This is a genomic window from Paenibacillus hodogayensis, from assembly GCF_039536325.1.
Classification (GTDB): Bacteria; Bacillota; Bacilli; order Paenibacillales; family NBRC-103111; genus Paenibacillus_AB; species Paenibacillus_AB hodogayensis.
Window position 1 is genome coordinate 20624 of record NZ_BAAAYO010000021.1, and the last position, 23937, is coordinate 44560.

Annotated in this window: 22 protein-coding genes; 21 read left to right on the forward strand and 1 reads right to left on the reverse strand. The window is 52.0% G+C overall.

Annotated elements, in window-relative coordinates; all coding sequences use genetic code 11:
* The first annotated feature begins 30 nt into the window (after nt 1–30).
* The 6 genes from fba (at nt 31) to ABD796_RS33240 (ending at nt 6600) form a co-directional block, all read left to right on the forward strand.
* Nucleotides 31–912, forward strand: coding sequence for a class II fructose-1,6-bisphosphate aldolase (fba, locus tag ABD796_RS33215; RefSeq protein WP_344916647.1), 882 nt, complete (start codon nt 31–33; stop codon nt 910–912).
* Nucleotides 909–1952, forward strand: coding sequence for an inositol 2-dehydrogenase (iolG, locus tag ABD796_RS33220; RefSeq protein ID WP_344916649.1), 1044 nt, complete (start codon nt 909–911; stop codon nt 1950–1952). The genes fba and iolG overlap by 4 nt, the downstream gene beginning before the upstream one ends.
* A 36-nt stretch (nt 1953–1988) precedes the next feature.
* Nucleotides 1989–2798, forward strand: a complete 810-nt coding sequence (iolB, locus tag ABD796_RS33225; protein ID WP_344916652.1) for a 5-deoxy-glucuronate isomerase — start codon at nt 1989–1991, stop codon at nt 2796–2798.
* 92 nt (nt 2799–2890) lie between these two features.
* Nucleotides 2891–3904, forward strand: coding sequence for a LacI family DNA-binding transcriptional regulator (locus tag ABD796_RS33230; protein ID WP_344916654.1), 1014 nt, complete (start codon nt 2891–2893; stop codon nt 3902–3904).
* Between the two features lie 165 nt (nt 3905–4069).
* Nucleotides 4070–4828 carry an exodeoxyribonuclease III gene (locus tag ABD796_RS33235; protein WP_344916656.1) on the forward strand — a complete coding sequence of 253 codons (759 nt, stop codon included), beginning with the start codon at nt 4070–4072 and terminating at the stop codon, nt 4826–4828.
* Nucleotides 4829–5121: 293 nt separating this feature from the next.
* Nucleotides 5122–6600, forward strand: coding sequence for an Lsa family ABC-F type ribosomal protection protein (locus ABD796_RS33240; protein WP_344916660.1), 1479 nt, complete (start codon nt 5122–5124; stop codon nt 6598–6600).
* Nucleotides 6601–6688: 88 nt separating this feature from the next.
* On the opposite strand, the gene ABD796_RS33245 is transcribed toward ABD796_RS33240, so the two are convergent.
* Nucleotides 6689–7033: a winged helix-turn-helix transcriptional regulator gene (locus tag ABD796_RS33245; RefSeq protein ID WP_344916662.1), complete on the reverse strand. Its 345-nt coding sequence runs from the start codon at nt 7031–7033 to the stop codon at nt 6689–6691.
* A 145-nt stretch (nt 7034–7178) separates the two neighbouring features.
* On the opposite strand from ABD796_RS33245, the gene ABD796_RS33250 reads away from it, so the two are divergent.
* The 15 genes from ABD796_RS33250 to ABD796_RS33320 all read left to right on the forward strand — a co-directional run bounded on the left by ABD796_RS33250 (nt 7179) and on the right by ABD796_RS33320 (nt 23930).
* On the forward strand, nt 7179–7925 hold the full coding sequence (locus ABD796_RS33250; RefSeq protein ID WP_344916664.1) for an NAD(P)-dependent oxidoreductase: 747 nt from the start codon (nt 7179–7181) through the stop codon (nt 7923–7925).
* Nucleotides 7925–8380, forward strand: a complete 456-nt coding sequence (locus tag ABD796_RS33255; protein WP_344917526.1) for a DUF2269 family protein — start codon at nt 7925–7927, stop codon at nt 8378–8380. Before ABD796_RS33250 ends, ABD796_RS33255 begins: the two co-directional genes overlap by 1 nt.
* Nucleotides 8381–8587: 207 nt before the next feature.
* Nucleotides 8588–8956 (forward strand): BlaI/MecI/CopY family transcriptional regulator, encoded by a 369-nt coding sequence (locus ABD796_RS33260; protein ID WP_344916666.1) that lies wholly within the window; start codon nt 8588–8590, stop codon nt 8954–8956.
* Nucleotides 8957–9203: 247 nt separating this feature from the next.
* Entirely contained in the window at nt 9204–9638 is a 435-nt protein-coding gene (locus ABD796_RS33265) for a copper amine oxidase N-terminal domain-containing protein (protein WP_344917528.1), read from the forward strand.
* Between the two features lie 191 nt (nt 9639–9829).
* Nucleotides 9830–10282, forward strand: coding sequence for a MarR family winged helix-turn-helix transcriptional regulator (locus ABD796_RS33270; RefSeq protein WP_344916668.1), 453 nt, complete (start codon nt 9830–9832; stop codon nt 10280–10282).
* A 27-nt stretch (nt 10283–10309) separates the two neighbouring features.
* Nucleotides 10310–10771, forward strand: a complete 462-nt coding sequence (locus ABD796_RS33275; protein ID WP_344916670.1) for a GNAT family N-acetyltransferase — start codon at nt 10310–10312, stop codon at nt 10769–10771.
* A gap of 47 nt (nt 10772–10818) precedes the next feature.
* Nucleotides 10819–11352 carry a GNAT family N-acetyltransferase gene (locus ABD796_RS33280; protein ID WP_344916672.1) on the forward strand — a complete coding sequence of 178 codons (534 nt, stop codon included), beginning with the start codon at nt 10819–10821 and terminating at the stop codon, nt 11350–11352.
* A 73-nt stretch (nt 11353–11425) separates the two neighbouring features.
* On the forward strand, nt 11426–11896 hold the full coding sequence (locus ABD796_RS33285; RefSeq protein ID WP_344916674.1) for a MarR family winged helix-turn-helix transcriptional regulator: 471 nt from the start codon (nt 11426–11428) through the stop codon (nt 11894–11896).
* 166 nt (nt 11897–12062) lie between these two features.
* Nucleotides 12063–13415: a serine hydrolase gene (locus tag ABD796_RS33290; RefSeq protein ID WP_344916676.1), complete on the forward strand. Its 1353-nt coding sequence runs from the start codon at nt 12063–12065 to the stop codon at nt 13413–13415.
* Nucleotides 13416–13637: 222 nt separating this feature from the next.
* Entirely contained in the window at nt 13638–14951 is a 1314-nt protein-coding gene (locus ABD796_RS33295; protein WP_344916678.1) for an ABC transporter substrate-binding protein, read from the forward strand.
* Nucleotides 14952–15229: 278 nt separating this feature from the next.
* Nucleotides 15230–17608, forward strand: coding sequence for a glycosyl hydrolase family 28-related protein (locus ABD796_RS33300; protein ID WP_344916680.1), 2379 nt, complete (start codon nt 15230–15232; stop codon nt 17606–17608).
* A 459-nt stretch (nt 17609–18067) separates the two neighbouring features.
* On the forward strand, nt 18068–18520 hold the full coding sequence (locus ABD796_RS33305) for a VOC family protein (RefSeq protein ID WP_344916682.1): 453 nt from the start codon (nt 18068–18070) through the stop codon (nt 18518–18520).
* A gap of 441 nt (nt 18521–18961) precedes the next feature.
* Nucleotides 18962–19843, forward strand: coding sequence for a helix-turn-helix domain-containing protein (locus ABD796_RS33310; protein ID WP_344916684.1), 882 nt, complete (start codon nt 18962–18964; stop codon nt 19841–19843).
* 18 nt (nt 19844–19861) lie between these two features.
* On the forward strand, nt 19862–21181 hold the full coding sequence (locus tag ABD796_RS33315) for an ABC transporter substrate-binding protein (RefSeq protein WP_344916686.1): 1320 nt from the start codon (nt 19862–19864) through the stop codon (nt 21179–21181).
* A 37-nt stretch (nt 21182–21218) separates the two neighbouring features.
* Nucleotides 21219–23930 carry a family 78 glycoside hydrolase catalytic domain gene (locus tag ABD796_RS33320; protein ID WP_344917530.1) on the forward strand — a complete coding sequence of 904 codons (2712 nt, stop codon included), beginning with the start codon at nt 21219–21221 and terminating at the stop codon, nt 23928–23930.
* Nucleotides 23931–23937: the final 7 nt, after the last annotated feature.

Genomic DNA, 23937 nt, shown 5'->3' on the forward strand with positions numbered 1-23937 from the left:
CAAAGCGCAAAAGGAGTTGAACGTCGACGTATGAAACTCGTTTCCATGAAGGACATGCTGCAGACAGCAGTGGACGGCCAATACGCCGTCGGCCAATTCAATCTCAATAACTTGGAATTTACGCAGGCCATTCTCCAGGCGGCGGAAGCAGAGCAGTCACCTGTCATTCTCGGCGTAAGCGAAGCCTATATCACTTATATGGGCGGGCTGCCGCTTATCGTCGGGATGGTGAAAGCCTTGATCGAGCACGACAACATTACGGTGCCGGTAGCTCTGCATCTGGATCACGGCTCGACCTACGAGGTGTGCATCCAGGCTTTGCACGCGGGTTTTACATCGGTCATGATCGATGCGTCGCACCATTCGCTGGAATGCAATATCGATCTTACCGGACGTGTCGCGCAGGCCGCCCATGCGCTGGGAGCCAGCGTCGAAGCGGAGCTTGGCCGCATAACCGGACGCGAGGACGATCTCGTGGTGGACGATGCCGAAGGCATGTATGCCGTAACGGAAGATTGCGTGAGGCTCGTCCGGGAGACGAACATCGATTGCTTGGCGCCGGCGCTCGGTTCCGTACATGGGCCGTACCGCGGCCAGCCGAAGCTCGGCTTCGAGCGAATGGGTGAAATTTCCCGGCTCACCGGATTGCCGCTCGTGCTCCATGGCGGAAGCGGTCTGCCCGACGAGGAAATCGTTCAGGCGATTGCGCAGGGTACGGGCAAAATCAACGTGAACACCGACAACCAGATGGCTTGCACGGCGGCTATCCGCCACTATTTGAACGATCATCCCGACGCCTATGATCCGCGGCATTACTTGATCCCGGCACGCGAAGCGATCAAAGCTTCCGTCAGGGCCAAAATTCGTTTGTTCGGCAGCTCGGGCCATGCAGCAGGAGGGGAACGATCATGAAAACCATAAGGATCGGGATTATAGGAGCCGGGCGAATCGGGAAAATTCATGCGGATAACTTGTTAAGATTGCCGCAAACCGAAATCGTCGCCATCAGCGATTTATTCGCGGGACCGGAGTTGGAAGCTTGGGCAGCGGCGCGAGGCATTCGCCATACGACTAAGCAAACGAACGAAATCATCGCCAATCCGGACATCGACGCCGTATTCATCTGCTCCTCGACGGATACGCATGTGCCGCTGATCATACAGGCCGCCCAGGCGGGCAAACATATTTTTTGCGAGAAGCCGGTCAGCATGGATATTGTCCAGACCGCAGAAGCGATCGAAGCGGTCCGGCAGGCGAGAGTCAAGCTGCAAATCGGCTTCAATCGCCGGTTCGACCATAATTTCAAACGGGTAAGGGAACTCGTGCAGAACGGGACGGTCGGCAGTCCGCATATCGTCAAAATTACGTCCAGGGACCCGAACCCGCCGCATCCCGATTACGTTAAGGTTTCCGGAGGTATCTTCATGGATATGATGATCCATGATTTCGATATGGCGCGTTTCGTGACGGGGAGCGAAGTGGAGGAAGTGTTCGCGCAGGGAGGCGTATTGATCGATCCCGTATTTGCCGACCATGGCGACGTAGACACGGCCATTGTGACGCTGCGGTTTAGCAACGGGGCGCTGGGCGTTATCGACAACAGCCGTAAAGCCGTTTACGGCTACGATCAGCGTGTCGAGGTGTTCGGTTCGAAGGGAAGCGTGGCGATCCATAACGATCACCCCAATACGGCCGAAATCAGCACGGCGGAAGGCATTATGCGCGACAAGCCGATGAACTTTTTTCTCGAGCGCTATAACGACGCTTATATCGAGGAAACGCAGCAGTTCATCGAATCCCTGCTCGAAGACAAGCCGCTGGCCGTCGAAGGGAACGACGGCTTGCAGGCGGAGAAAATCGCTCTGGCGGCAAAATTGTCAAGTCAACTGAACCGGCCGGTGAAGATCGGCGAAATTCCGGAACTGTATAATCAAACGTTGGAATTGGCATAGACACATTCCAGCTTGATCGGGAGGGAACGAACAACGATGTCTAATCTGATCGTAAAACCAACGGCTAGTCCGGACGGCACCGTCCTGACGATTACGCCGCAATCCGCAGGGTGGAGCTACGTGGGATTCCAAGTCATTCGGCTGTCCGAGGGCGACGTCTTCCGGCAGGCCACGGAAACGAATGAAGTGTGCCTGGTGCTGCTTAGCGGCGTTGCCGACATCGCTACCAAGCGGGAAACGTGGACCGGGATCGGCCAAAGAATGAGCGTGTTCGAGAAAATACCGCCGTATTCGGTCTACGTTCCCCATGACGATGAGTACGAGGTGCGCGCCAAGACGGCGCTCGAGCTGGCCGTGTGCAAAGCACCGGGCACAAGCGGCCGCTCGGCGCGCTTGATTGCTCCGGAGCAGGTTGGCGTCGAAATCCGCGGACAAGGTTCTACCGAACGTCAGATCCACAATATATTGCCGGAGCAGGAATCGGCGGACAGCTTGCTGGTCGTGGAAGTGTTTACGCCGGGCGGTCATTGGTCGAGCTACCCGCCGCACAAGCATGACCGCGATGCCCTGCCGGAAGAATCGCTGCTCGAAGAAACGTATTATTACCGCGTCCAGCCCGAGCAAGGCTATGCCATTCAGCGGGTGTATACGGATGACCGTTCGCTCGACGAAATGCTGGTCGTCAAAGATGGGGAAGCCGTTATGGTTCCAAAAGGCTATCATCCCGTTTCCGCTCCACCGGGGTACGAGGTGTATTATTTGAACGTGATGGCCGGTCCGGTCCGCACGTGGAAGTTTCATAACGATCCGGAACATGCGTGGATATTGTCCAAACCGGTCGTCTAATCATGGATGTCTTGCATCCTTCACCGTATCGCTTCATAATGGAAAGTATAAACCAGACCTGATTGATGCGGGAACAGTAAGCGAGGATTATGATGAAAACGACGATCTATGACGTGGCGAGGGAAGCGGGAGTCTCCATCGCTACCGTTTCGCAAGTCATTAATGGAAAAGGGAAAATCAGCGAAGAACGGCGTCAGGAAATCATGCAGATCATGGAACGGCTCAGCTACCAGCCCAGCGTGATCGCCTCCGCATTGACGGGGAAGAAAACGTACACGTTAGGATTGCTCATTCCCGACATCTCCAACCCTTTTTTTGCCGAGGTTGCCCGTTCGGTGGAAGATCAAGGCAATCAACACGGCTACAGCTTGATTATTTGCAGCACCGATAATAAAGACGAACGAGTCGAACGGTATTTGTCCCTGCTTCAGCAAAAAAGCGTCGACGGCATCATTATCGGGACAGGCGTCGAAAATAAGGAAATTTTAAATCCGCTCATGGAATCTTCCATTCCTACCATTCTGATCGCGCGGGATATGGCCGGCCTCGATCTGCAAACCGTACTCGTGGACGACTTTGCCGGAGGCACGATGGCGGCGCAGCATCTACTGGAGCTTGGTCATCAGGCATTGGCGGTTCTTGCGGAGGATCCGAAAGTGAGCAGCAGCCGCGAACGGATTCGCGGGTTTAAGGAGACGCTTGTCGGCAGCGGCATCGATCTGCCGGGACACTGGGTTCAAACCTGCAAAGATGACCTGGTTAAAGAAGGGAAGCTTAAAGCGAAGGCGCTGCTCCAACAGACGCAAAGGCCGACGGCCCTTTTCTGCTGCAACGATCTGCTTGCCATCGGCGCCCTGCAGGCGGCCAAAGAGCTTGGCGTGAAAGTGCCCAGAGACCTGTCCATCGTTGGCTTTGACAATACCATTCTGGCTACGGTGACGGACCCGCCGCTAACGTCCGTGTCACAGCCGACGGAGTCGATGGGGAAACTGGCGGTGGACCTGATCATCGAACAGTTGAAAACCAAAGTCGGCTCTACGCCCAGAAGGGTGCTATCTCCGGAACTTTGCATCAGAGGTTCATCCGCCAAGCCGCAGCAAGGATGAATTTTAGGCGGCATGCTGATTTTGGCGCCCGCTTGAGGAAACATGCCGGACATTAGCAGGCAAGAGACGTGCACTGGATTTCACGGTCGCTGCAAACGACCGGTCCAGTCACGTCTTTATGCATTTTTCGACGGTTTAAAACGAAACAGTTGGGAGAATAAGAGAATGAAGCTGGTATCATGGAACGTCAACGGGCTACGAGCCTGTGTGAACAAAGGATTTATGGACTATTTCAAGACGGTCGACGCGGATCTGTTCTGTATTCAGGAGACCAAGCTGCAGGAAGGCCAGATCGACCTTGAGCAATTTGACGGATATACGGCATATTGGAATTATGCGGAGAAGAAAGGCTACTCCGGGACGGCGGTGTTTTCCAAGCATCAGCCGCTTTCCGTCCGATACGGTCTGGAAGAGGACCGTGAACCGGAAGGCCGGGTCATCACGATGGAATTCGAAGGATTTTATCTCGTCAATGTATATACGCCGAATGCGAGACGCGATCTGTCCAGGCTCGACTACAGGCTGGAATGGGAGGACCGCTTCAAGAGCTACCTGCAAAATCTGGACGCCGTGAAGCCCGTCATCGTCTGCGGCGATTTGAACGTGGCCCACGAGGAAATCGACCTGAAAAATGCGAAGTCCAACCGCAATAATTCGGGCTTTACCCCGGAAGAACGGGGCAAGATGACGGAGCTGCTGGAGAGCGGATTCATCGACAGCTTCCGCCGCTTGTATCCGGAGAAGACCGACGCCTATACGTGGTGGTCGTTCATGCCCAAGGTGCGGGAGCGGAATATCGGATGGCGGATCGACTACTTCCTGATTTCTTCCCGACTGTCTGCCTCGCTGGTAGATTCGGAGATTGCGTGCGAGGTGACGGGCAGCGATCATTGCCCGGTCGTTCTCCGCATGAAAGAGCTGTAAGCCGCTGTTGAAATTCAAAATGAGATATGATAAAATACGCGTAATTGAATCGATTGGGGTGGAAAAGAATAATGTGATTTTTCTTGCTTATATAAAACAATAAAACAAAAATTGCGATTTGCTTTCGCATGTTTTATTTTTTATGGGCAAGAAAGTTACTTTATCTTTTTCACTCAAACCATATCCCCTCATCTGACTCCATTTCATGGGGTTAGGTTTGCCGTATGTATTTGAGCTACAAGAAAAGTAACTTTCTTGTAGCTTTTATATTTTTCCGGCAGGAGGGTAATTTAATGTCATTAATTAATGTAACAAACCTAACGTTTGCTTATGATGGAAGTTACGATAACATATTCGAGAATGCAAGCTTTCAAATCGATACCGATTGGAAATTGGGATTTACGGGAAGAAACGGCAGAGGCAAGACCACGTTCCTCAACTTGCTGCTCGGCAAATACGAGTACGCCGGGCATATTTCGGCGAATGTCGGTTTCGATTATTTCCCTTATCCTGTCCAAAACAAACAAAACCTTACCCTTGATGTGATCGAGGACATTTTTCCGGACTATCAGCATTGGCAATTGATGCGCGAGCTTTCCTTGCTGAAGGTTTCGGAGGACGTGTTGTACCGGCCTTTCGACTCCTTGTCCAACGGAGAGCAGACCAAAGTGCTGCTGGCCGCCTTGTTTCTGAAGGAGAACCGCTTTCTGCTGATCGACGAGCCGACCAATCACCTGGACATGCATGCCCGCAAGCTGGTGAGCGATTATCTCAAGACCAAAAAAGGATTCATTCTCGTGTCGCACGACAGAGCGTTTCTGGATAACTGCGTTGACCATATCCTGTCGATCAATAAAACCGGCCTCGAGATTCAAAAAGGCAATTTTTCCGATTGGTGGGAAAATAAACAGAGACAAGACAACTTCGAGCTGGCCGAGAACGATAAGCTTAAAAAAGACATTAAGCGCTTGTCGGAGGCTTCCAAACGAACCGGCAACTGGTCGCACGAGGTGGAAAAAACAAAAAACGGAACGAGAAATTCCGGCTCCAAGGTGGATAAAGGGTATATCGGCCACAAAGCGGCTAAAATGATGAAGCGCTCGAAATCGATGGAGCACAGGCAGCAGTCCGCTATGGAAGAAAAGTCGAAGCTGCTGAACAATATCGAAAGTTCCGAGAGTTTGAAAATTTCGCAGCTTGCTTTTCATAAAAGCCAGCTTGTCGAGTTGGATCATGTATCCATTTCTTACGGGGATAAGATGGTTTGCGGCGATATCAGCTTTACGATCGAGCAAGGGGATCGGATTGCGCTCTCTGGCAAAAACGGCTCCGGCAAATCCAGCATCATCAAGCTGATTTGCGGCGAAGATCTGAACTATACCGGTACGTTCCGCAAAGGGAGCCAGCTGAAAATATCCTACGTCTCGCAGGACACCTCCAGGCTTCAAGGCAATTTGTCCGACTATGCGGCCGATAACGGGATCGAAGAAAGCCTCTTTAAATCGATTCTTAGAAAGCTCGATTTCTCCAGAGTGCAATTTGAGAAGGATATATCCGCTTACAGCGGCGGCCAGAAAAAGAAGGTGCTGATTGCCAAAAGCCTGTGCGAAAAAGTGCATTTGCATATATGGGATGAACCGCTTAATTTTATCGACGTCATTTCCCGCATGCAGATCGAGGAGCTGCTGCTCGAATATTCGCCGACCATTCTTTTTGTGGAACACGACAGCGAGTTTTGCAACCAGATCGCTACGAAGATCGTGGAGCTGTAACAGGCTCTAGAGGAGACGGTAACTTGTAACCACTCCTGCGTTAAATACACGAAAAAGGCAGCCGGCCAGATCGATCGGCTGCCTTTGTTCACTTAAAGCCGGGGCTCTGCCCGTTATGATTTTCGCCCCACTGGCACATGGCTTCCAAAACCGGGACCAACGTTTTTCCATATTCGCTTAGCATGTATTCCACTTTAGGAGGGACCGAAGGATAAATCGTACGTGTCACCAGCCTGTCGTTCTCCAGCTCCCGAAGATGCTGCACCAGCATCTTCTGGGTTACCTCGGGAATCAGCTTCTCAAGCTCGCTGAACCTTTTGGCGGTGTCCAACAGATGCCATAAGATTAAAGGTTTCCATTTCCCGCCTACGACTTGAATCACCGTCTCGATAGGGCATTTTCTCTCTTCTCCGGCCTCCGCGCGGACAAACATGATATCCCTCCTTGTGCATGCTTACTTTCAAGTAAGTACCCTACATGAAAGTGGGTTCTTAACAAGATTTTAGAGCGATGCTATGCTTGAGTCAATCCAAGGATGAAAATTGCCGGAATCATTTTGAAGGAGGGAAAGGACGACGATGAGAATTATTGTTTTCGGAGCAACGGGAAATACGGGAAGAAGGGTGCTTGCGCAAGGGGTGCGGATGGGACACGAAATGACCGCATTTGTGCGAAACCCCGAGAAGGTTCATGAACAGCAGGGTGAGCCTATCGCACAGCAAGTGAAGGTGATCGTGCGGGATATCATGGACCCGGCAAGTGTCCGTGAGGCGCTCTCGCATCAAGACGCCGCTATTATTGCAGCCGGCCATGCGGGTCAGGGAGAAGAGTTCGTTCGGATCGTCGATAACCTTGTAAGCCAATGTGAAAATCAACCCAGTTTCTCTGGGCGGGTATGGGTAATGGGAGGCGCCGGCTTGCTGGATATCCCATATACCGATCTCATAGGCAACAATTTGCCCGGCTTTCCCCCGATGTATCAAAATCACAACCGGAATTTCGAGCGTTTGCGGCAGACTCAGCTCGATTGGTCCATGATGTGTCCGGGAACGATGGTTGATTCGATGGTGCATCCGGCGCCGGTTTCTCTGCATGTGACAACGGAAACTTTGCCCGTGTCGGTTCCGGAGACGATAAAGGGATTTTCCGAGGCCGACATAGCCGGTTACTTATTCAGCCGATTTCAAGAGCTGGATGTCGCTTATGAGGATGTGGCGAATTGTATGCTGAACCATATCGAGTTAGGAGGGCCATTTCATAAGAAAAGGGTCGGTCTCGCCTACCGAAGCGATATTCCCGGTGCACTGCAGAGGGAGAAGGAGTGATCGGTTTGTTTGGACTGCTGCTCGTTTTGCATATTTTGGCGTCGATTGCCGTAATCGGTCCCGCTTGCCTGGTGCCTGTCATCCGAAGAGCCGCCAGAACCTCAAGCCAACTGCGCTTTGCTTTCGATATAACGGCCAAGCTCGCCATTCTGCCTAAAATTGGCGGAGCCGTACTTGTTGTTACCGGGGGTTGGCTCATGATCATAACCGAGATGGGGCTATCCCAAATGTGGCTGAATTTATCCATTCTTTTGTCGCTGCTCATGATCGTCACGATCGGCGGATTGATCGAGCCGCGCATGAAAAAGATCATGAAGATCGTATATGAAAGTCAAGGCCAAGGGGAAATTCCTGACGAGTTCGCACGAGCGATAGGAAAGATCGCTCCGCTCGAGTTGGCGTCACAGCTGCTGATGATTGCCATAATTGTGCTGATGGTCGTTAAGCCTTTTTAGAGAAGTCATCAAGTATACAACCTGCCCGTCAGCTGTTGCATCTTTAACCTACATCGTGTAGAATGAAATTAAATCTACAATGTGTAGGTTAAAGATGCGGAAGCAATGCCTCATTTGCAGATGGAGAGACAAACGTTTGACAAATAAACCTACATAGTGTAGTTTTGTTTTGGGCTACTTCTTGTAGGTCCAAGAGAGGAGGACGCTATGACGAAAGGACATCGGATGTCTGAGGCGGAGAAACAAATTATGGACATCATTTGGGCAAGCGACCGTCCTGTTACGACGGCGGAGATTTTGACGAAACTTCCCGAACATAAGGCATGGAAACAAAACACGGTCATTACGTTTTTGGCTCGCTTGATGGAGAAAGGAATCGTTTCGGCAACCCGAATAGGCAAGGCGCATCATTATAAGCCTTGCGTCACGGAGCGGGAATATTTGCAGCTTGAAACCAAGCAATTCATCCAGGATGTTCATCGCGGTTCGGTACCCGGCTTGATCAGTGCGCTGTACGATGGCGGGCAATTGACGAAGGAAGACATCGAAAGCCTCAAGAAGCTGCTGGAAGAGTAGGAGGAACGGCGTTTCAGCGTCTCCGACACGACTATGCACACGTCCTGCTGTGAAGCTGTCCTGCGATGAGAAGATTAAAAGATACATACAGCAGGAGCTGATATGATTGTTCAAATCAAAATGGAAGTATGTTGTGCTGAGTTTGCTATGCGCTTTAACGATCGGAAATACGGCGTATGCCGACAGGGATTTCTTTTGGTCGGATTCGCCGCCTTTTCCAACATGCTCGAGTAAATCCGGCGTGAAAATGGGGATCGTGTCGGAGGACAAGAAAATCGAGTTGGAGCTCCCAGCGTGCGAGGAATATTTGAAATATCGCGTGCTGATCGTTGTAAACGGGCTATACTTGCAAATCGACCCCGTAAGCGGAGCGGAGCCCTTTCTCGAGAACGGACGAACGATGGTTCCGCTGCGGGCGTTGGCGGACGCCTTCGGCTTTGAAGTGGGCTGGGAACCAAACGAACAAAAAATTACTCTGACCAAAGAGGCAAAGAGTATCGTCTTGCAGATCGGAAAGCCGGAGATGCTCGTTGACGGCGAAAAGGTACAATTGGAGGAGGCCGTGCCTTTAATTAAGAAAGGAATGACCTTTTTGCCGGTAAGACAGCTTGCCGAATTGCTCGGCATTCAAGTCGAGTGGGACGGAGATATACGAATGGCGACGTTTACCAGTAAGAAATAGTTTTTTGTAATTTCGTATCCAATACACCCGTACACCCAACCACCCAATCTGAAGCAAATCGTCTTATTGCAGCGCTAGCGGCATAAGGCTTTTTGCTTTTTTGGTATTCGTTGCAAGAAGGAATCGGAAGTGTTATGCTGTAAATGCAATATTATTTTGTTGTAATTGCATCATTTGAAAGGGGGGTGAAGATGAAGGAGATTTTGCGTGAAATCGGAATGATAGCAAGAGCTTGCGATTCCATAAGCAATATAGAGTTCAAGGAACTGGATCTTACGAAGGGGCAGTACTTGTATCTTGTCCGGATATGCGAATTTCCGGGAATCATCCAAGAGAAGCTTGCAGAGATGATTAAAGTCGATCGTACGACGGCGGCGCGCGCCGTTAGCAAGCTCGACATGCAAGGCTTCATTGCCAAAGAAAATGATGCGAACAACAAAAAGATCAAAATGTTATATCCTACGGACAAGGGGAAAGAGGCTTATCTCTTTTTGAAAAGAGAAGCGGATTATTCCGATGAGGTGGCGCTGGCCGGTCTTTCCAATAAAGAAAAGGATACGCTCCTGAAGCTTCTTCATAAGGTTAGAACCAATATTGAAGGGGATTGGGAGCTTGTTAAACGAGGCGGCAAACGAAATTACTAACAAATGTTCGTATAAGGAGCGGCCGTAATGGGAGAATTAACGTTACAAACGGTAAAACCGAATCATAACGATTTGATTGCATTGCTATCCAAACTGGATCGGTATTTGTATTCTTTATACCCTGCCGAAGAAGTGTTCGTTATTGACTTGGATGAACCGAAGGCAAACGATGTTGTGTTCGTCATAGCCTATCTGGATAACACCGCTGTCGGCTGCGGGGCATATCGCCCTCTTGACGGACAGTCCTGCGAGCTGAAACGAATATTTGTCGACCCTGCTTATCGGAATAAAGGCATTGCGTCGCGCCTTTTATCCTTTTTGGAGCAAGAGGCCGCGAGGGCGGGATTTACGGCGGCCGTTCTCGAAACGGGGATCATGCAGCCGGAATCGATCGGGCTGTATAAGAAATTCGGATTTGTCGAAATCGAACGTTTCGGGGAGTACGCCGATAGTTTATCCAGTATTTGTATGGGAAAGAAACTGCCCTGATAACGATACAAGCCCGAAGAGGAAAAACCGGCATGGGAGAGATCACTATGGATTGCGGTCAAAGTTGTTCGTACGAAGGGATGCATATTCGCAGGCTCGGCCGCGAGGGGTTGGCCGAAGTTCATGACTTGATGGCAGATGTCGTATCGAGAATTCCCGACAAAGCGCTATTCTACGCAGACGACGACCAATATTTTCATGAGCTGCTCGAGCAGGACGGGGAAATGTACGGAGCATACGATAAAGAAAAGTTGGCCGCCTATTCGATCCTTGCACATCCCGGGCGGGGAGCCAATAATTTGGCACGCCAATTCGGAGTGCCAGACGAAGAGCTTTCCCGAGTCTGGGTACTGGATTCGACGATTGTGCACGAATCGGTCCGCGGCCGCGGACTGCAGCGCTATTTCAACGTTTTGCGCGAAAAACGGGCTGTAGCGTTAGGAGCGAAGTACCTTTATTCAACCGTCCATCCCGACAACGCTGCGAGCCGCCGTAACTTGGAGGCTGCCGGCTTTGTTCTCCAATTCACCGGCCCCCTGTACGGGGCACTGCCGAGGCATTGTTATGCCAAGAGGCTATAAGAACTTTTAAACGGGAGAAGGATCTGTTATAATAATAAAGCAACCTTAACAATGAAGGTGGATTACGTATCGGATGGAATCAATAGCGGACAACGACAAACGGTTTCAATATGTAAAGGAAATGAACGATGCCGAATTTGCGCTTAATAAGCTGCTTCTGCATGAATACAGGGCGTTGCTGGACGACGAGATGACGGCGAAGCAAACCTTGCTGCTGGACATCGTCCATAAGGAAGGACCAATTACCGTTCGGGAAATAGCCGAACGGATGCACGTCACGTCAAGCGCCATTAGCCAAATCGTCGGCAAGCTCGAGAAGAAAACGTACGTGAAGCGGGACATCAACGAACGCAACCGGCGAGAAATACTCGTTCGATTAGGCCCGCAAGGGGATGCTTATTTCGAGAAGCAAGATGAAATAGAGAAAGCGATCGTCGAACGGTTTTACGCCAAGTTGGAGCTGTCGGAAATCAAGCATATGAGGGATTTGATGTTCAAACTTAAAACGGTTGTCGAGGCCGAATTGGTACAAAGTCAGAGCTAATCCTGTGAATTCCGGGAGGCTCGATCCCTTGAGGTACAAGGGATTTTATCCATTCCAAGAATACCGTTCAAGGTCTGGCTTTGTACTGGGCCATACATACTATTTTTTTAAGTATTACGTTAGGTTCCTAAATAATTAATGTAAATTACGAATAGGGGGAAAGAGGATGAAAACAAAGCGCGAGCATTTGGAACGGCTGTTGAACGCCTTGCATGAGAAGGGCGAATTCAACGGAGCTTTGTTGGTGGCGGAAGGCGGAACCATTCTCGCCGAGGCTGCCTTCGGTACGGCGGATTGGGCCAGCGGGCGGAAGCTGACTGTTCAATCCGTCTTCGAGCTGGCTTCCGTTTCGAAGCCGTTTACGGCTGCGGCCATTATGATTTTGGCCGAGCAAGGGAAGCTGCATTACGATGACGGCATCGAACGGTGGTTGCCGGATTTTCCTTATACCGGCATCACGGTCCGCCATCTGCTCACGCATACGTCGGGGCTGCCGGATTATATGGAGCTGTTTCTGAACCATTGGGATTCGCGTCGGATCGCCTGCAACGAAGATGTGCTTCGTCTGCTCGAGACACACAAGCCGGAGCCTTATTTCCTGCCGAACGAGCAGTGGCAGTACAGCAATACCGGGTATGTGCTACTGGCCGTTATCGTGGAGCGGGCCAGCGGCCGGTCGTTTGCCGATTTTATGCGCGATTTTGTCTTTATTCCTCAAGGGATGGACGATTCCCGGGTGTACAACAGACGGTACCGTCCGGAAACGATAGCGGATTATGCGTTCGGTTATGTGTACGATGCGCGTACCGGCGAATACGCGCTTCCGGACGAAATGGCGGAAACGAGCTACGTGCATTATTTGGACGGCATTCAGGGCGACGGAACCGTCAATTCGAATGTGCGGGACTTGTACCGCTTCGACCAGGCTTTGTACGGAGAGGGCCTTGTCGGGCAGGAGAGCCTTCAAGAGGCGTTTGCCCCAGTCCGTCTCAACGACGGGGAAACGTTCGGTTATGGCTTCGGCTGGATTGTGGAGCAGCGGGAGGGCAAAGGCAAAATCGTCTGTCATGGCGGCAGTTGGCCGGGCTATTCCACCTCTTTGATCCGTTACGTCGATAGCGGTAAAACGCTCATTTATTTAAGTAACATGGAGCAAGACTACAATTTTGACCAACAAGTCATCGAAGCGGCGGAACGGATTTTGTTCGACGAGCCGTACGATATTCCGGCGCGTGGGCCGAGGAAACGGGCCGTCGAGATCGATCCCGGCGTGTACGCCAGCTATGCAGGCCGCTATCGCTTTGCGGACGGACCGGGCGCGGCCATTTCGGCGGAAGAGAACCGGCTCTATTTGCAAGTCGATGGGCAAGTGCGGCTGGAGCTGCTGCCTTCTTCCGAGAATACGTTTTTCCTCCGATCGCTGCCTGTCGAAGTTACGTTTATCGTTGAATCGGCCGGCCTGGCCGAAGCCTTCATTTTGAACCAGGATGGGGTCGAGCAGCAGGCGACGAGAGAATAGACGGGCATGGACGCCAACCTTACAAACCGAACGATCGCTTGGAACGGGGCTGTACCTCCACATTCGCCCAGTGTACGGTCTCGAATCATTGTGCAAAAAAAACGAACGGCATCATAAAAGTGATCACAAAAAAAACGATTAAATGCATAAAGCTTTCGGCCCCTTTGCAAGTTATGATGGTTATGAAAACGATTTCGTCACATAAGGAGTGGGGGATAGGCCATGAAAGCGAAACGCGGGTATACGTTCGGCTCTCTCTGCGCGGTCATGACGGTTTGCGCGCTCGCCGGCTGCGGCAGCCAGGGGGTAGAGACGAAGGAGGGCGCTCCGCAAACGAAAGCGGCTGTAGAGAAGCCGCCGGAGCCGGTCAAAATTACGATGTACAACCATTTCAACAACATTTCGGACGAGCGGCTGCAGCAGTTCATTATCGAGCCGCTCAAGCGGAAGCTGCCGTACGTGACGTTCGAGGTCGTCAAGCACGACAAAGGGACGACGATCGAGGAGCTGGTCGCCGCGAACAGCTTCACCGATTTGTATTACGGCAGCAATGTCGGGTTTCCCACCTACAAGAACCTGCAGCTGCAAAAAGACATGAACGATGTGATCAAGCAGCACGGCCTCGATTTGAGCCGCATGGATCAGGCTTATGTGGACGCGGTGAAATCGTTCGGCGAGAACGGCGAAGTGTACGGGGTGCCGTTTTCGGCCAATATGGGCGTCCTGGTGTACAACAAGTCGATATTCGACAAGTTCGCCGTTCCTTACCCGAAGGACGGAATGACCTGGGACGAGGTGATCGAGCTGGGGAAACGGCTCACCCGTTCGGACGGAGGGGTCCAATATATCGGCTTCGATCCGGGCCGGGTCGCCGATGTCGCTTCGGGCTTATCGCTGCCGTATGCCGACGCGAAGACGGCCAAAGCGTTGATCGACAACGACAGCTGGCGCAAAGTGTTCGGCATGTTCAAATCCGCCTACGAAATACCCGGCTACGTCAATGCGGGCAAATACGATTACGGCGCCAACGGCTTTTTCAAAGATAAAAACGTCGCCATGATGCCCGCTTGGGCTCTCCAGCTCGTGAACAGCAAGGCCGATCTCGCCAAAATGGATTGGGATATCGTCTCGCTGCCGAACTTCAAGGAAGATTTGGGCCGCGGACGCCAGGTCGATATTCATATGCTCGCCATCTCGAACGTCAGCAAAAACAGGGACGCCGCATTGGAGGTGCTTAAGATCATTACCTCCGACGAAGTGCAGCGGATGATGAGCGAATACGGAACGCCCAGCGTGCTGAAAAGCGACGACATCAAAAAAGGCTACGGCACCAAGCTGCCCGAATTTCAAGGGAAAAACGTGCAGGCGCTGTTCAAGACGAAGCCCGGTCTCCCGGCCATTACGAAATACGACGGCACCGTGGGCTTTTATGTGGAGGCGGCGAGAAAGGATCTCGCGACGGGCGGCAAAGACGTCAATACGCTCGTTCGGACGATTGAAGAACAGTCAAACCAGAAGCTGTCCACGCAAAAGTAACGCGAGGGTCGCAGCGGAAAATGAAGAGATGCGTCCGGGATTGAGCTGCCGGGCGCTTTTTTTTGTGTTGATACGCCCAGCGAATGTAAGGTTTGACTGCGGGCTCGTACAAAAATGCAAAAAGAGCGGTTTATCCTGCAAAGCAATCCATTGGCGTTGGAGCTATGATAAAGACAAGTTTGGAAGCGGTTACATATGACGGCAAAGCGGTCAGCGGTCCAGCTAGATTCGAGAAGCGGCAGCGGGTCGCCTAACCGGCAGCGGAGGAGGAAAAGGTGATGGAAAGCGGCGGGAATGGAACGGTCAAAGCGGCGGGCAGGCAGGAGGCGGGACAATCGGTCAAGACGGCGAGTTCGGATTCGGATGGAATAGCGGAGCAAAAGTGGACGCGGCGAAGGCTGCTCGCTTCAATCGGCGCGGCGGGGGCGGCTGCGGCCGTTTACGGGGCGACGAGCGGGATCGTCAACGCGGGCGACGGGCGAAGCGTATCGGAAGCCGTCTACGGGGGATGCGGCTGCTCCGGTCCGGCAGGTGCGGGCGGCCTTGTGAAAACGACGATCGCCGGGCTGCGCGCCAACGCGTCGCCGAGCGCCGACGTGCTGTACTACGTAACCGATCCCGGCCTGGAGGGACATTTTTATTACGACGCATCCGACACGGCCACGGCCGACAATACCGGCCTCGTGCTCGTTTCGGCCTCCGGCGCCCGGTTCAAGCGGATTGTTGAAAGCGACCGGTACAGCGTGAAATGGTTCGGAGCGAAGGGCGACGGAGCGACGGACGATATGGATAGCATCCAGGCGGCGATTGACGTGGTGTACGCGCTCGGCGGGGGGACCGTCTTTTTTCCGAAAGGCACGTACAGCGTGTCGCCCCTGCTCAGCACGCGCCGCATCGTGCCGAAATCGAACGTGCATCTGCTCGGGGAAGGGACGAACTCCGTCATCAAGGTAAAGGACGATGCCGGCGACTACTGGACGATTATCGGCAACTTCCAGACTTGGCCGAAGGTGTCCAACGTGTCGATCCGGGGCCTGCGCTTCGACCAGAATCCGTCGGGCAACACGACGTGCAGCATCGATCACAGACGGACGGACTATTACTGGACGCAGTTTTGCATCAGCTTGTTCGATTACGAGAACATCGAGGTATCCGATTGCACGTTCGACCCGATTTGCGGTTGGAATACGGTCGTACTGAACAATCCGCAATCGAAAAACGCCGTTGTCCGCAACTGCACGTTCAACTTCGTCCATGCCCGGGGATTCGACGGGTACGACAATTCCGCCGTTTACATGAACGGCAAATCCCACACCGTCACCAACTGCCGGTTTTACGCCGCTCCGGGGGAAAAGGCGGTCGGAGCGATCGAAACGCATACGGGGCAAAGCGTCGTTTCGAACAATATTAGCGATGGTTATGTGACCGGCGTCCATATTCAAGCGAGCGAAACAAGCGGCGAGCATGCCGATATGACCGTAACCGGCAATACGTTTACGAACGCCGCCCATGCGATTCAGTTTTGGCCGTACAAGGAGCATTCCCTGAAAAACGTGACGGTGGCGGGCAACACGATCAGCCTGGCCAACGCGCAAAAGCAAGGCACCATGATGGTCGGGATCGGGGCGTTTCCCGGTTCTTTACCGCCCGACTTTACGGGGATGTTCGAGAATATTACGATTACCGGCAATACGATTACGTGCGAGGAGGAATTCGTCAAACGGACGAATCTGCTCGAAGGATTTTGTTACGGTATCGGCTTCGTCCGCGATACAAGTGTTAACAACGTCATCATCAGCGACAATATCATTAAAAACGCGCCCGTCGCCGCCATCCATATCGGCAACACCAGCAAGGTCGGGACGATGTCCAACCTGCGCATTACCGGCAACCTGATCGTCAACGCTGGACATTATCCGGCGGCCAACGAAACGTATAAAGCGGCGATCTTGCTTCGATCGACCGTCGCGGGGGCGAAAATCGCCGGGAATACGATCCAGGAAACGTACGGTACGTCGCTCGGACTGTACTCGATCCGGCTTAATGCGGCGGACGGAACGTTTATTAACGTGGAGGTGACGGACAACCTGATCTCCTCGAAGCAGGGGGGACTATGGCTCGATCTGCACGCTTCCGTACGGACGGATGAGGCGAGCGCCCGATTGAAGTTTGCGAGCAGCGCCTTAGACGACCCATTGCTGGAGACCGGAACGACGTATCAGTCCGGAACGATTGTGCTGGCGGCCGGAACGGCGTTCACGCCCGGCGCCTCTCCGGCCGGCTACCGGATCTTGAGTGGAGGCACGTTCGGCGCACTAAGCGGGATTACCGCAACCGGCTCGGCCGGTTCGTACAAGGTAGTTGTTAACGACTCGGCCCTCTTGAAGGTCGGCCAGTGGATCAAGATCGCCGCTGGCGGCCAAGTTCGGCGCATCAACCGGATTGCCGGCAACGAGCTGCGCGTGAACGCGCCTTTGTCCGCGGCGGTTACCGCGCCGAGCGCCGTTACGTATTCTTCTCCGGTTTACGAACCGTTCGGCCGGCTGGGTCGCCTGCCTGCGCTCCCGGATACGTCGGGATTGACGGTCGGGGAACTGGAGGGCGAATTGAACAGCCTGAAGCAGAAGCTGCGCGACTATGGCCTGATTCAGCCTTGAGTGCTTGCCCAACCTTATCGTTCGATTGCCGCTTCGGGACCATCCGGTTCCGAAGCTTTTTTTGTAAAGGGTATGTTAAACTTTGTTGTTGATATTTGATGTGCGATTTGGGAAGTACGCTGTAAAATCCCTTACTGGAGAGGTTAAACGTCAACGTTACCGTTGTAAGTCCTTTAGAAAGCAAGGAATATGAGAATACAGCATCCAATAAGAAAAATATGTTGGTGAAATCATGCTGTTTTCTGTGACCGACACGGGAGTTTAGTTTAATGATCAAAAATAATAAGCAGGAGATAATATCGTAACTCCGAATTGTTAAAGTATAAAAATATTAGGAGTTTAGAAAGAGGGTATCTACGTAATTTAACTGTGACAAGATGTTATTCTTTTGGAATTAATATTATTGTAAATATGAAGATGATCAGGTAACAAATTCGTACACATAAAGGAGATAAAACTATGGCAAAAAACAAATTACTAAGAATGGACAATGTTGGCATCGTTGTAGAATCCCTTGATGACGCAATCTCTTTCTTCGAGGAAATTGGCTTGAAGCTCGAAGGGCGAGCTACTGTCGAAGGTGAATGGGCTGGTCGCGTAACGGGGCTGGGTTCACAGTGTGTAGAGATTGCTATGATGGTTACCCCAGATGGCCACAGCCGACTTGAACTTTCGCGATTTCTCACCCCACCTACTATATCCGATCACCGAACTGCTCCTGTAAATGCCCTCGGTTATCTACGCGTCATGTTCACCGTTGAAGACATTGACGAAATGGTATCCAGACTCACTAAGTATGGTGCTCAGCTCGTTGGCGAAGTGGTTCAGTACGAGGACTCGTATCGGCTCTGCTACATTCGTGGAAAAGAAGGACTTCTAATCGGTTTGGCGGAACAACTCGGTAAAAAATAAGACCCTCGGTCCCGGAAACAAGGAGCGAGGAAGTAATTGCCGGGACACATCCGCACCGACTAACCGCATCGTGGCCGGCAGCAAGCTGCCTTAACTCGGTGGGACTTCGTGATGCATGAACTTTAACGGAAATCAATGCAAAACCCAATTAATGGGACTCAACTAAACGGGTACGATAGCTCAATAAGCCGCCTCTTCAACGAGGCGGTTTTCTTATCGTAAAGATCAACATCAGGATTTAACATAGCCTTGTAAAAAAATGAACGATCATCCACATGTGTCGGATGTCAAAAACATATCCACCTAAACCCATGGCGGAATTGACCATCCTGATGACGGAATGAGCAATGAAACTGATCGATCCGGCCATGTATAATAGAGCTGGAAATAGAATATATCCGATGTCTTGGGGGTGAGAACGAAAAGCAGATGGAGAAGCATTTGAAAAGCAGCAAATTCATGGGGCAAGAGTTTCCTTTCTGGATGAAGCGGGTCGTTCAAAATCGAAACGCGACGCCAATCGAACATAGCCACGAGTTTGTGGAGCTCGTATATGTCGTGAGAGGAGAAGCGCAGCATTGCTTCGAGGGCGAGCGATATGCCATTCGCGCCGGAGATGTATTCATCATCAATCCCGGAGAAGTGCATGCGTACGACTACGAGCAAGAGCAGCAGATCGAAATCATTAACTGCATCTTTATGCCTTCGCTCATCCAGGAAGGATTGCTGCGCGAGCTCGGCATATCGAGATCCATGGACTTTTTCTATGTGCAGCCTTTTCTCGATAAAGAAGAGCGCTTCCATCATCGGCTTAATCTGAGCGGTCCGTACGCGGCGACGTTGCTGGTCATTCTGGAAAGCATGATGGCCGAATTTGACCATCGGAATCCGGGCTTCGATGCGATCATTCGATTAAAGATGATCGAGCTGCAAATTTTTTTATCGCGTAATTATAATCTGCACCAAACGAAAAGACAGAACGTTTATTACGGCGAGCGGGAAGTGACGGCGAGGCGAATACGCGGCTATCTGGAAAGGAATTACGGGGAGAAAATCACGTTGACGTCTTTGGTAGACGTGTTCAACATCAGTGAGCGAAAGCTTAACCGGCTCATGAAGGAGCAAATGGGCATGAGTGTGATCGAGCTGCTCCATCAGATTCGGATCGAGAAGGCGAAGCATCTGCTTGAGGACCAAGAGGAGAAAGTTATTAATGTGGCATCCATGGTCGGATACGAGGACCCGGCTTTTTTTAGCCGCTTGTTCCGTCGTATTGTCGGATGCCCGCCAGGGACGTACAGAAAGACTACTGAAAAATATTGAAGGGGGCGCTTGCCGGATATGAAATTGTTACTCCGTAAAACAATCGCAATGATGGTAATGGTCGGGAGTGTGACCGCTTGCAGTCAAGCCGGAACGCAGAGCGAAGGCAGTCAACAGGAAGACAAACGATCTGACGTTGCGAAAGAACCGGTCGAAATTGTCTTTTATTCGACGAACAATGATTCCGTAGAAGGTTTTGACCAAAGGCTGGGAACTTCTTTACGCAAAAAATTTCCGAATTATACGATCAAGTACATCCAATCGACGAAGGGCAACTCGATGGAGGAGCTTCTGGCGTCGGGGACGCGATTCGACATTTTCTACCAGACGATCGGCAATTATGAAGGGCAGGTTTTCCCGAATCGGATCGAATACGACATGTCGGACTTGATCGCGAAGCATAAGGTGGATCTAAATCGTTTTGAGCCAACCGTCATGGATGCGCTGAAGCAAACGTCCAACGGCAAAATGTATGCGCTTCCGGTCATAACGAACAACTTGCTTTTATATTACAACAAGGATTTGTTCGATAAGTTCGGCGTTCCGTATCCGAAGGACGGGATGACGTGGGAGCAGACAAGCGAGCTGTCGAAGAAACTGTCTCGCACCGACGGGGGGACGCAGTATTTCGGGTTTACGCATTCGCCGCTTCATACGATCCGGATGAACCAGCTCTCCATTCCGAATGCCGACTTGAAGACCAATACGCCAACGATTAATCAGGACAGCCGCTGGAGCAAATTTTTCCAAACGTTATTTCTTGATCCGGTACAGGAGCCAGGGTATGCGCAATATTTGCAGACGACCGGCAAAATTCCGGGCAGCAACGAGTTCGTCAAGTCGAAAAATGTGGCGATGTATGTGTACATTCAAGGGTTGATGGGGGCATGGGGAGATCAGGTGAACTATGACGTCGTGTCGCTCCCGGTGTTCAGCGACCGGCCCGGAATCGGATCGCAATCGTACCCGAGCTATTACGGCATCACGAAAATGGCGAAGGATAAAGATGCGGCCATGGAAGTGTTGAAATATATCGTATCCGACGATTACCAGACCGAGTTGGTGCTGAGAGGCGATATGACCGTTCTGACCGACGAACGCGTACGGAAGCAGCTGGGACAAGGCACGCCATACAAAGATAAGAACTGGCAAGCGGCATACTATAACAAATTTGCGCCCTTCCTTCCGAAAGCCACTTATGATGCCGAGGTGGTTACCATTTACGGGAATATGGGCATTCAACTGCAAACAGGCAAGACCGACATCAATACAGGCTTGAGACAAGCGGCTGAGCAGGCACAGAAGAAGATTGCAGAGATTGCCCAGATGAACAAATAGATAGAGAGACTATTCAAGGGGACAGGGAGTGGAGTGGATGCTGCAAGTAATCGATCTTCGCGTAAATGGCGCTGCCGAGCCGATGTCTGCGAATCCGGGCGACGTGGTGTTCAGCTGGCGATTAACGGGTGAAGGGCGCGCGAATGAATGGACGGCTTTCCAGGTTCAGTTATTCGACAAACAATCATCGGTGCGTGAAGGAGCTGGGGCGGTTTGGGATAGTGGCAAGGTCGAACTTCAAGAGACCTATGCAACCTATTCGGGACCAGCCTTGGAAAGTGCGTCTCTATACTGGTGGCGTGTCAGGGTATGGGAAAAGGAACAAGTGACGGAAAGTGTGCCGGCCCGATTCGGCACCGGCTTGCTAACGCACGAATGGCGGGCTGAATGGATTTGGAGCCATACGGAGGTCAGTTGCAATGACTTCGCCTATTTCCGCAAAGAACTCGACATCCATGGGGCAATTGGCTCGGCCAGATTATTTGTTTCCGCTCATAATGTAGCCAATCTTTATCTCAATGGGAAAAAAATCGGCGGGTATGTCACCCCCGCTCCGACGAACCCGTGGAGACGCAAGTATTACACCGCCTACGATGTGACTCCATTATTGGCGGCAGGCCCAAACTGTATCGCTGTCGTGGCGCACTATTTGGGCGGCAGCGGGCAAAATTACGTGAATGGGCTGCCGGGATTCCGGCTGCAATTGCATGTCGTCTATCGAGATGGAACGACGGAATGCTTCAAAACCGATACGACATGGGAAACGATTCGCGATGTTCCGCATCGGATTGGCACGCCCTACCAGCAAAACAGGCGAATATCCGCGATCGAAGACGTCGATGCCGGGAAGCTGGATCATGGCTGGATGCAGGTGGGTTTCGCGTCAGGCCAGTACGAGAGGGCGGTGTTGGCGGATTCAAGAATCAGAGGCTGGACGATGGTTGGTCAACAATTACCGGAAGGGGAAATCGAGGAACTGATCGTACCCGTCGAACTGTGTTGTGAAACAGTGTCTGGCGAAGCGGATAAACCGGACTCGGAGCAGCGAACGGTTCGCCAAGTGTTCGATGCCGGCAAAATCGTTTCCGGTTGGCCGCGATTGCGTCTTGCGGGAACAGCCGGAGCGACCGTACAGCTTCGGTATGCCGAACAGTTGGACGAGCAAGGCTTCGTTAAGCATCAGGTTTGCAATGAGAAGTCCGACCATTATTACGACCTCTACACAGCTGGGGGAGAAGAACCTCAAGTATGGCAGCCGGATTTGTCTTACAAAGCATTTCGTTTTGTGGAGGTGACGCATCAGACGGACCGGCTTGTTCCAGGCGCCGATCTGTGGATCGCATCTGCGCATACGGCGATGACCGAGCGTGGTTCGTTCCGCTGCTCGAACGAGCTGCTGAACGAGATGGCAGATGCGTGTATTCAAACGCTAAAGAACAATACGCTAGGTCAAGCGACCGATTGCCCCCATCGCGAGCAGGCGCAATATTTAGCGGATGTCGATCTGCAAGCCGAGGCGCTTTTGTACAACTTTGATGCGCGGTCTATTTTGACAAAGACGCTTGATGATTTTACGGACGGACAATTAGAAGATGGGTCGTTCCCATACGTGTATCCGACCAACTTCGATAACCCTGCATTCAACAAGCAAATACCCGAATGGGATTTGCACTATTGTACGCTTTTTCATAAAACATACTATTACTATGGGGATAATCGAATAATTGCTGCTTGTTTTGAGACCGCCAAACGGATGGTCCATCATTATTGGGCTCGATTGGATGAGAAAACGGGACTTGTGCCGGCCGATCGCCCTTGGCACATCAGCGACTGGCCGTATTCAACGGTCCAAAAGACAGCGCCGTTTTTAACCGTTCAGAACATCAAGCTCGTTCAAGCGACAGAGGCGTTGGCGGACATGGCCGCTGTGCTTGGGAAGCAGACAGAAGCACAGTCGTTCGAGCGGATGGCCGGAAAGCTGCGCGTTTCCATCGTGGAGTCTTTATTCGACCGGGAGACCGGCTTGTTCCGCGACGGATTCCAATCTCCTAACTATCATCAAGGGGTAAATGGTTTGGCCATACATGCAGAGCTCGTTCCGGAGGAGGCGGTGAGCAGGGCGCTTACGGCGATAGCCGAGATGAAATGGGAGAGCCGGACCGTGTTGTCACTGCCGCTTCTTCGGGCGTTGTTCGAAGGAGGAAAGCAGGAGAAGGCTTACCAGTTGATCGCCAGCCCGGATTATCCCGGCTGGGGCTATATGATCCGCAGCGGCGCAAAAACGATGTGGGAAGGCTGGGACGACATCAATTCCCATTGTCATGCCTGGAACAGCTATCCGCTGCGGCTGCTGCAGGAATATGTGGCCGGAATCCGGCAGCGTTCGCCAGGTTTTCGCGATGTGGAACTGCGTCCTTATATGCCGGATGATCTTACATTTGCGGAGGCAACCGTTACAACCGTATACGGGGAGCTGTTTATTCGCTGGGAGCGCCAGGGCCCTGATAAGGCACAACTGCGTGTCCATATTTCGATTCCGATTGGCATGTCCGGCAGGCTAATCATCGAGCCGGGCTTAAGCGCCCAAGTCTCGCGAATTGAACAATCGGGCGAAACGATATGGATGTGCGGGCATTCATACGAGGGCATTGAAGGCGTAACGTCCTGCGCATGGAATGGCGGCACGGTCGAGATCGGTTTGAAAGCGGGACATTACGACTTTGCATTCTTACCTTCACCATACGAATAATAGGGAG

Bases quoted from the DNA above. Each gene is read 5' to 3' on its own strand.
- fba (WP_344916647.1), top strand. From the start codon at position 31: ATGAAACTCGTTTCCATGAAGGACATGCTGCAGACAGCAGTGGACGGC.
- iolG (WP_344916649.1), top strand. From the start codon at position 909: ATGAAAACCATAAGGATCGGGATTATAGGAGCCGGGCGAATCGGGAAA.
- iolB (WP_344916652.1), top strand. From the start codon at position 1,989: ATGTCTAATCTGATCGTAAAACCAACGGCTAGTCCGGACGGCACCGTC.
- ABD796_RS33230 (WP_344916654.1), top strand. From the start codon at position 2,891: ATGAAAACGACGATCTATGACGTGGCGAGGGAAGCGGGAGTCTCCATC.
- ABD796_RS33235 (WP_344916656.1), top strand. From the start codon at position 4,070: ATGAAGCTGGTATCATGGAACGTCAACGGGCTACGAGCCTGTGTGAAC.
- ABD796_RS33240 (WP_344916660.1), top strand. From the start codon at position 5,122: ATGTCATTAATTAATGTAACAAACCTAACGTTTGCTTATGATGGAAGT.
- ABD796_RS33245 (WP_344916662.1), bottom strand. From the start codon at position 7,033: ATGTTTGTCCGCGCGGAGGCCGGAGAAGAGAGAAAATGCCCTATCGAG.
- ABD796_RS33250 (WP_344916664.1), top strand. From the start codon at position 7,179: ATGAGAATTATTGTTTTCGGAGCAACGGGAAATACGGGAAGAAGGGTG.
- ABD796_RS33260 (WP_344916666.1), top strand. From the start codon at position 8,588: ATGACGAAAGGACATCGGATGTCTGAGGCGGAGAAACAAATTATGGAC.
- ABD796_RS33265 (WP_344917528.1), top strand. From the start codon at position 9,204: ATGGGGATCGTGTCGGAGGACAAGAAAATCGAGTTGGAGCTCCCAGCG.
- ABD796_RS33270 (WP_344916668.1), top strand. From the start codon at position 9,830: ATGAAGGAGATTTTGCGTGAAATCGGAATGATAGCAAGAGCTTGCGAT.
- ABD796_RS33275 (WP_344916670.1), top strand. From the start codon at position 10,310: ATGGGAGAATTAACGTTACAAACGGTAAAACCGAATCATAACGATTTG.
- ABD796_RS33280 (WP_344916672.1), top strand. From the start codon at position 10,819: ATGGATTGCGGTCAAAGTTGTTCGTACGAAGGGATGCATATTCGCAGG.
- ABD796_RS33285 (WP_344916674.1), top strand. From the start codon at position 11,426: ATGGAATCAATAGCGGACAACGACAAACGGTTTCAATATGTAAAGGAA.
- ABD796_RS33290 (WP_344916676.1), top strand. From the start codon at position 12,063: ATGAAAACAAAGCGCGAGCATTTGGAACGGCTGTTGAACGCCTTGCAT.
- ABD796_RS33295 (WP_344916678.1), top strand. From the start codon at position 13,638: ATGAAAGCGAAACGCGGGTATACGTTCGGCTCTCTCTGCGCGGTCATG.
- ABD796_RS33300 (WP_344916680.1), top strand. From the start codon at position 15,230: ATGGAAAGCGGCGGGAATGGAACGGTCAAAGCGGCGGGCAGGCAGGAG.
- ABD796_RS33305 (WP_344916682.1), top strand. From the start codon at position 18,068: ATGGCAAAAAACAAATTACTAAGAATGGACAATGTTGGCATCGTTGTA.
- ABD796_RS33315 (WP_344916686.1), top strand. From the start codon at position 19,862: ATGAAATTGTTACTCCGTAAAACAATCGCAATGATGGTAATGGTCGGG.
- ABD796_RS33320 (WP_344917530.1), top strand. From the start codon at position 21,219: ATGCTGCAAGTAATCGATCTTCGCGTAAATGGCGCTGCCGAGCCGATG.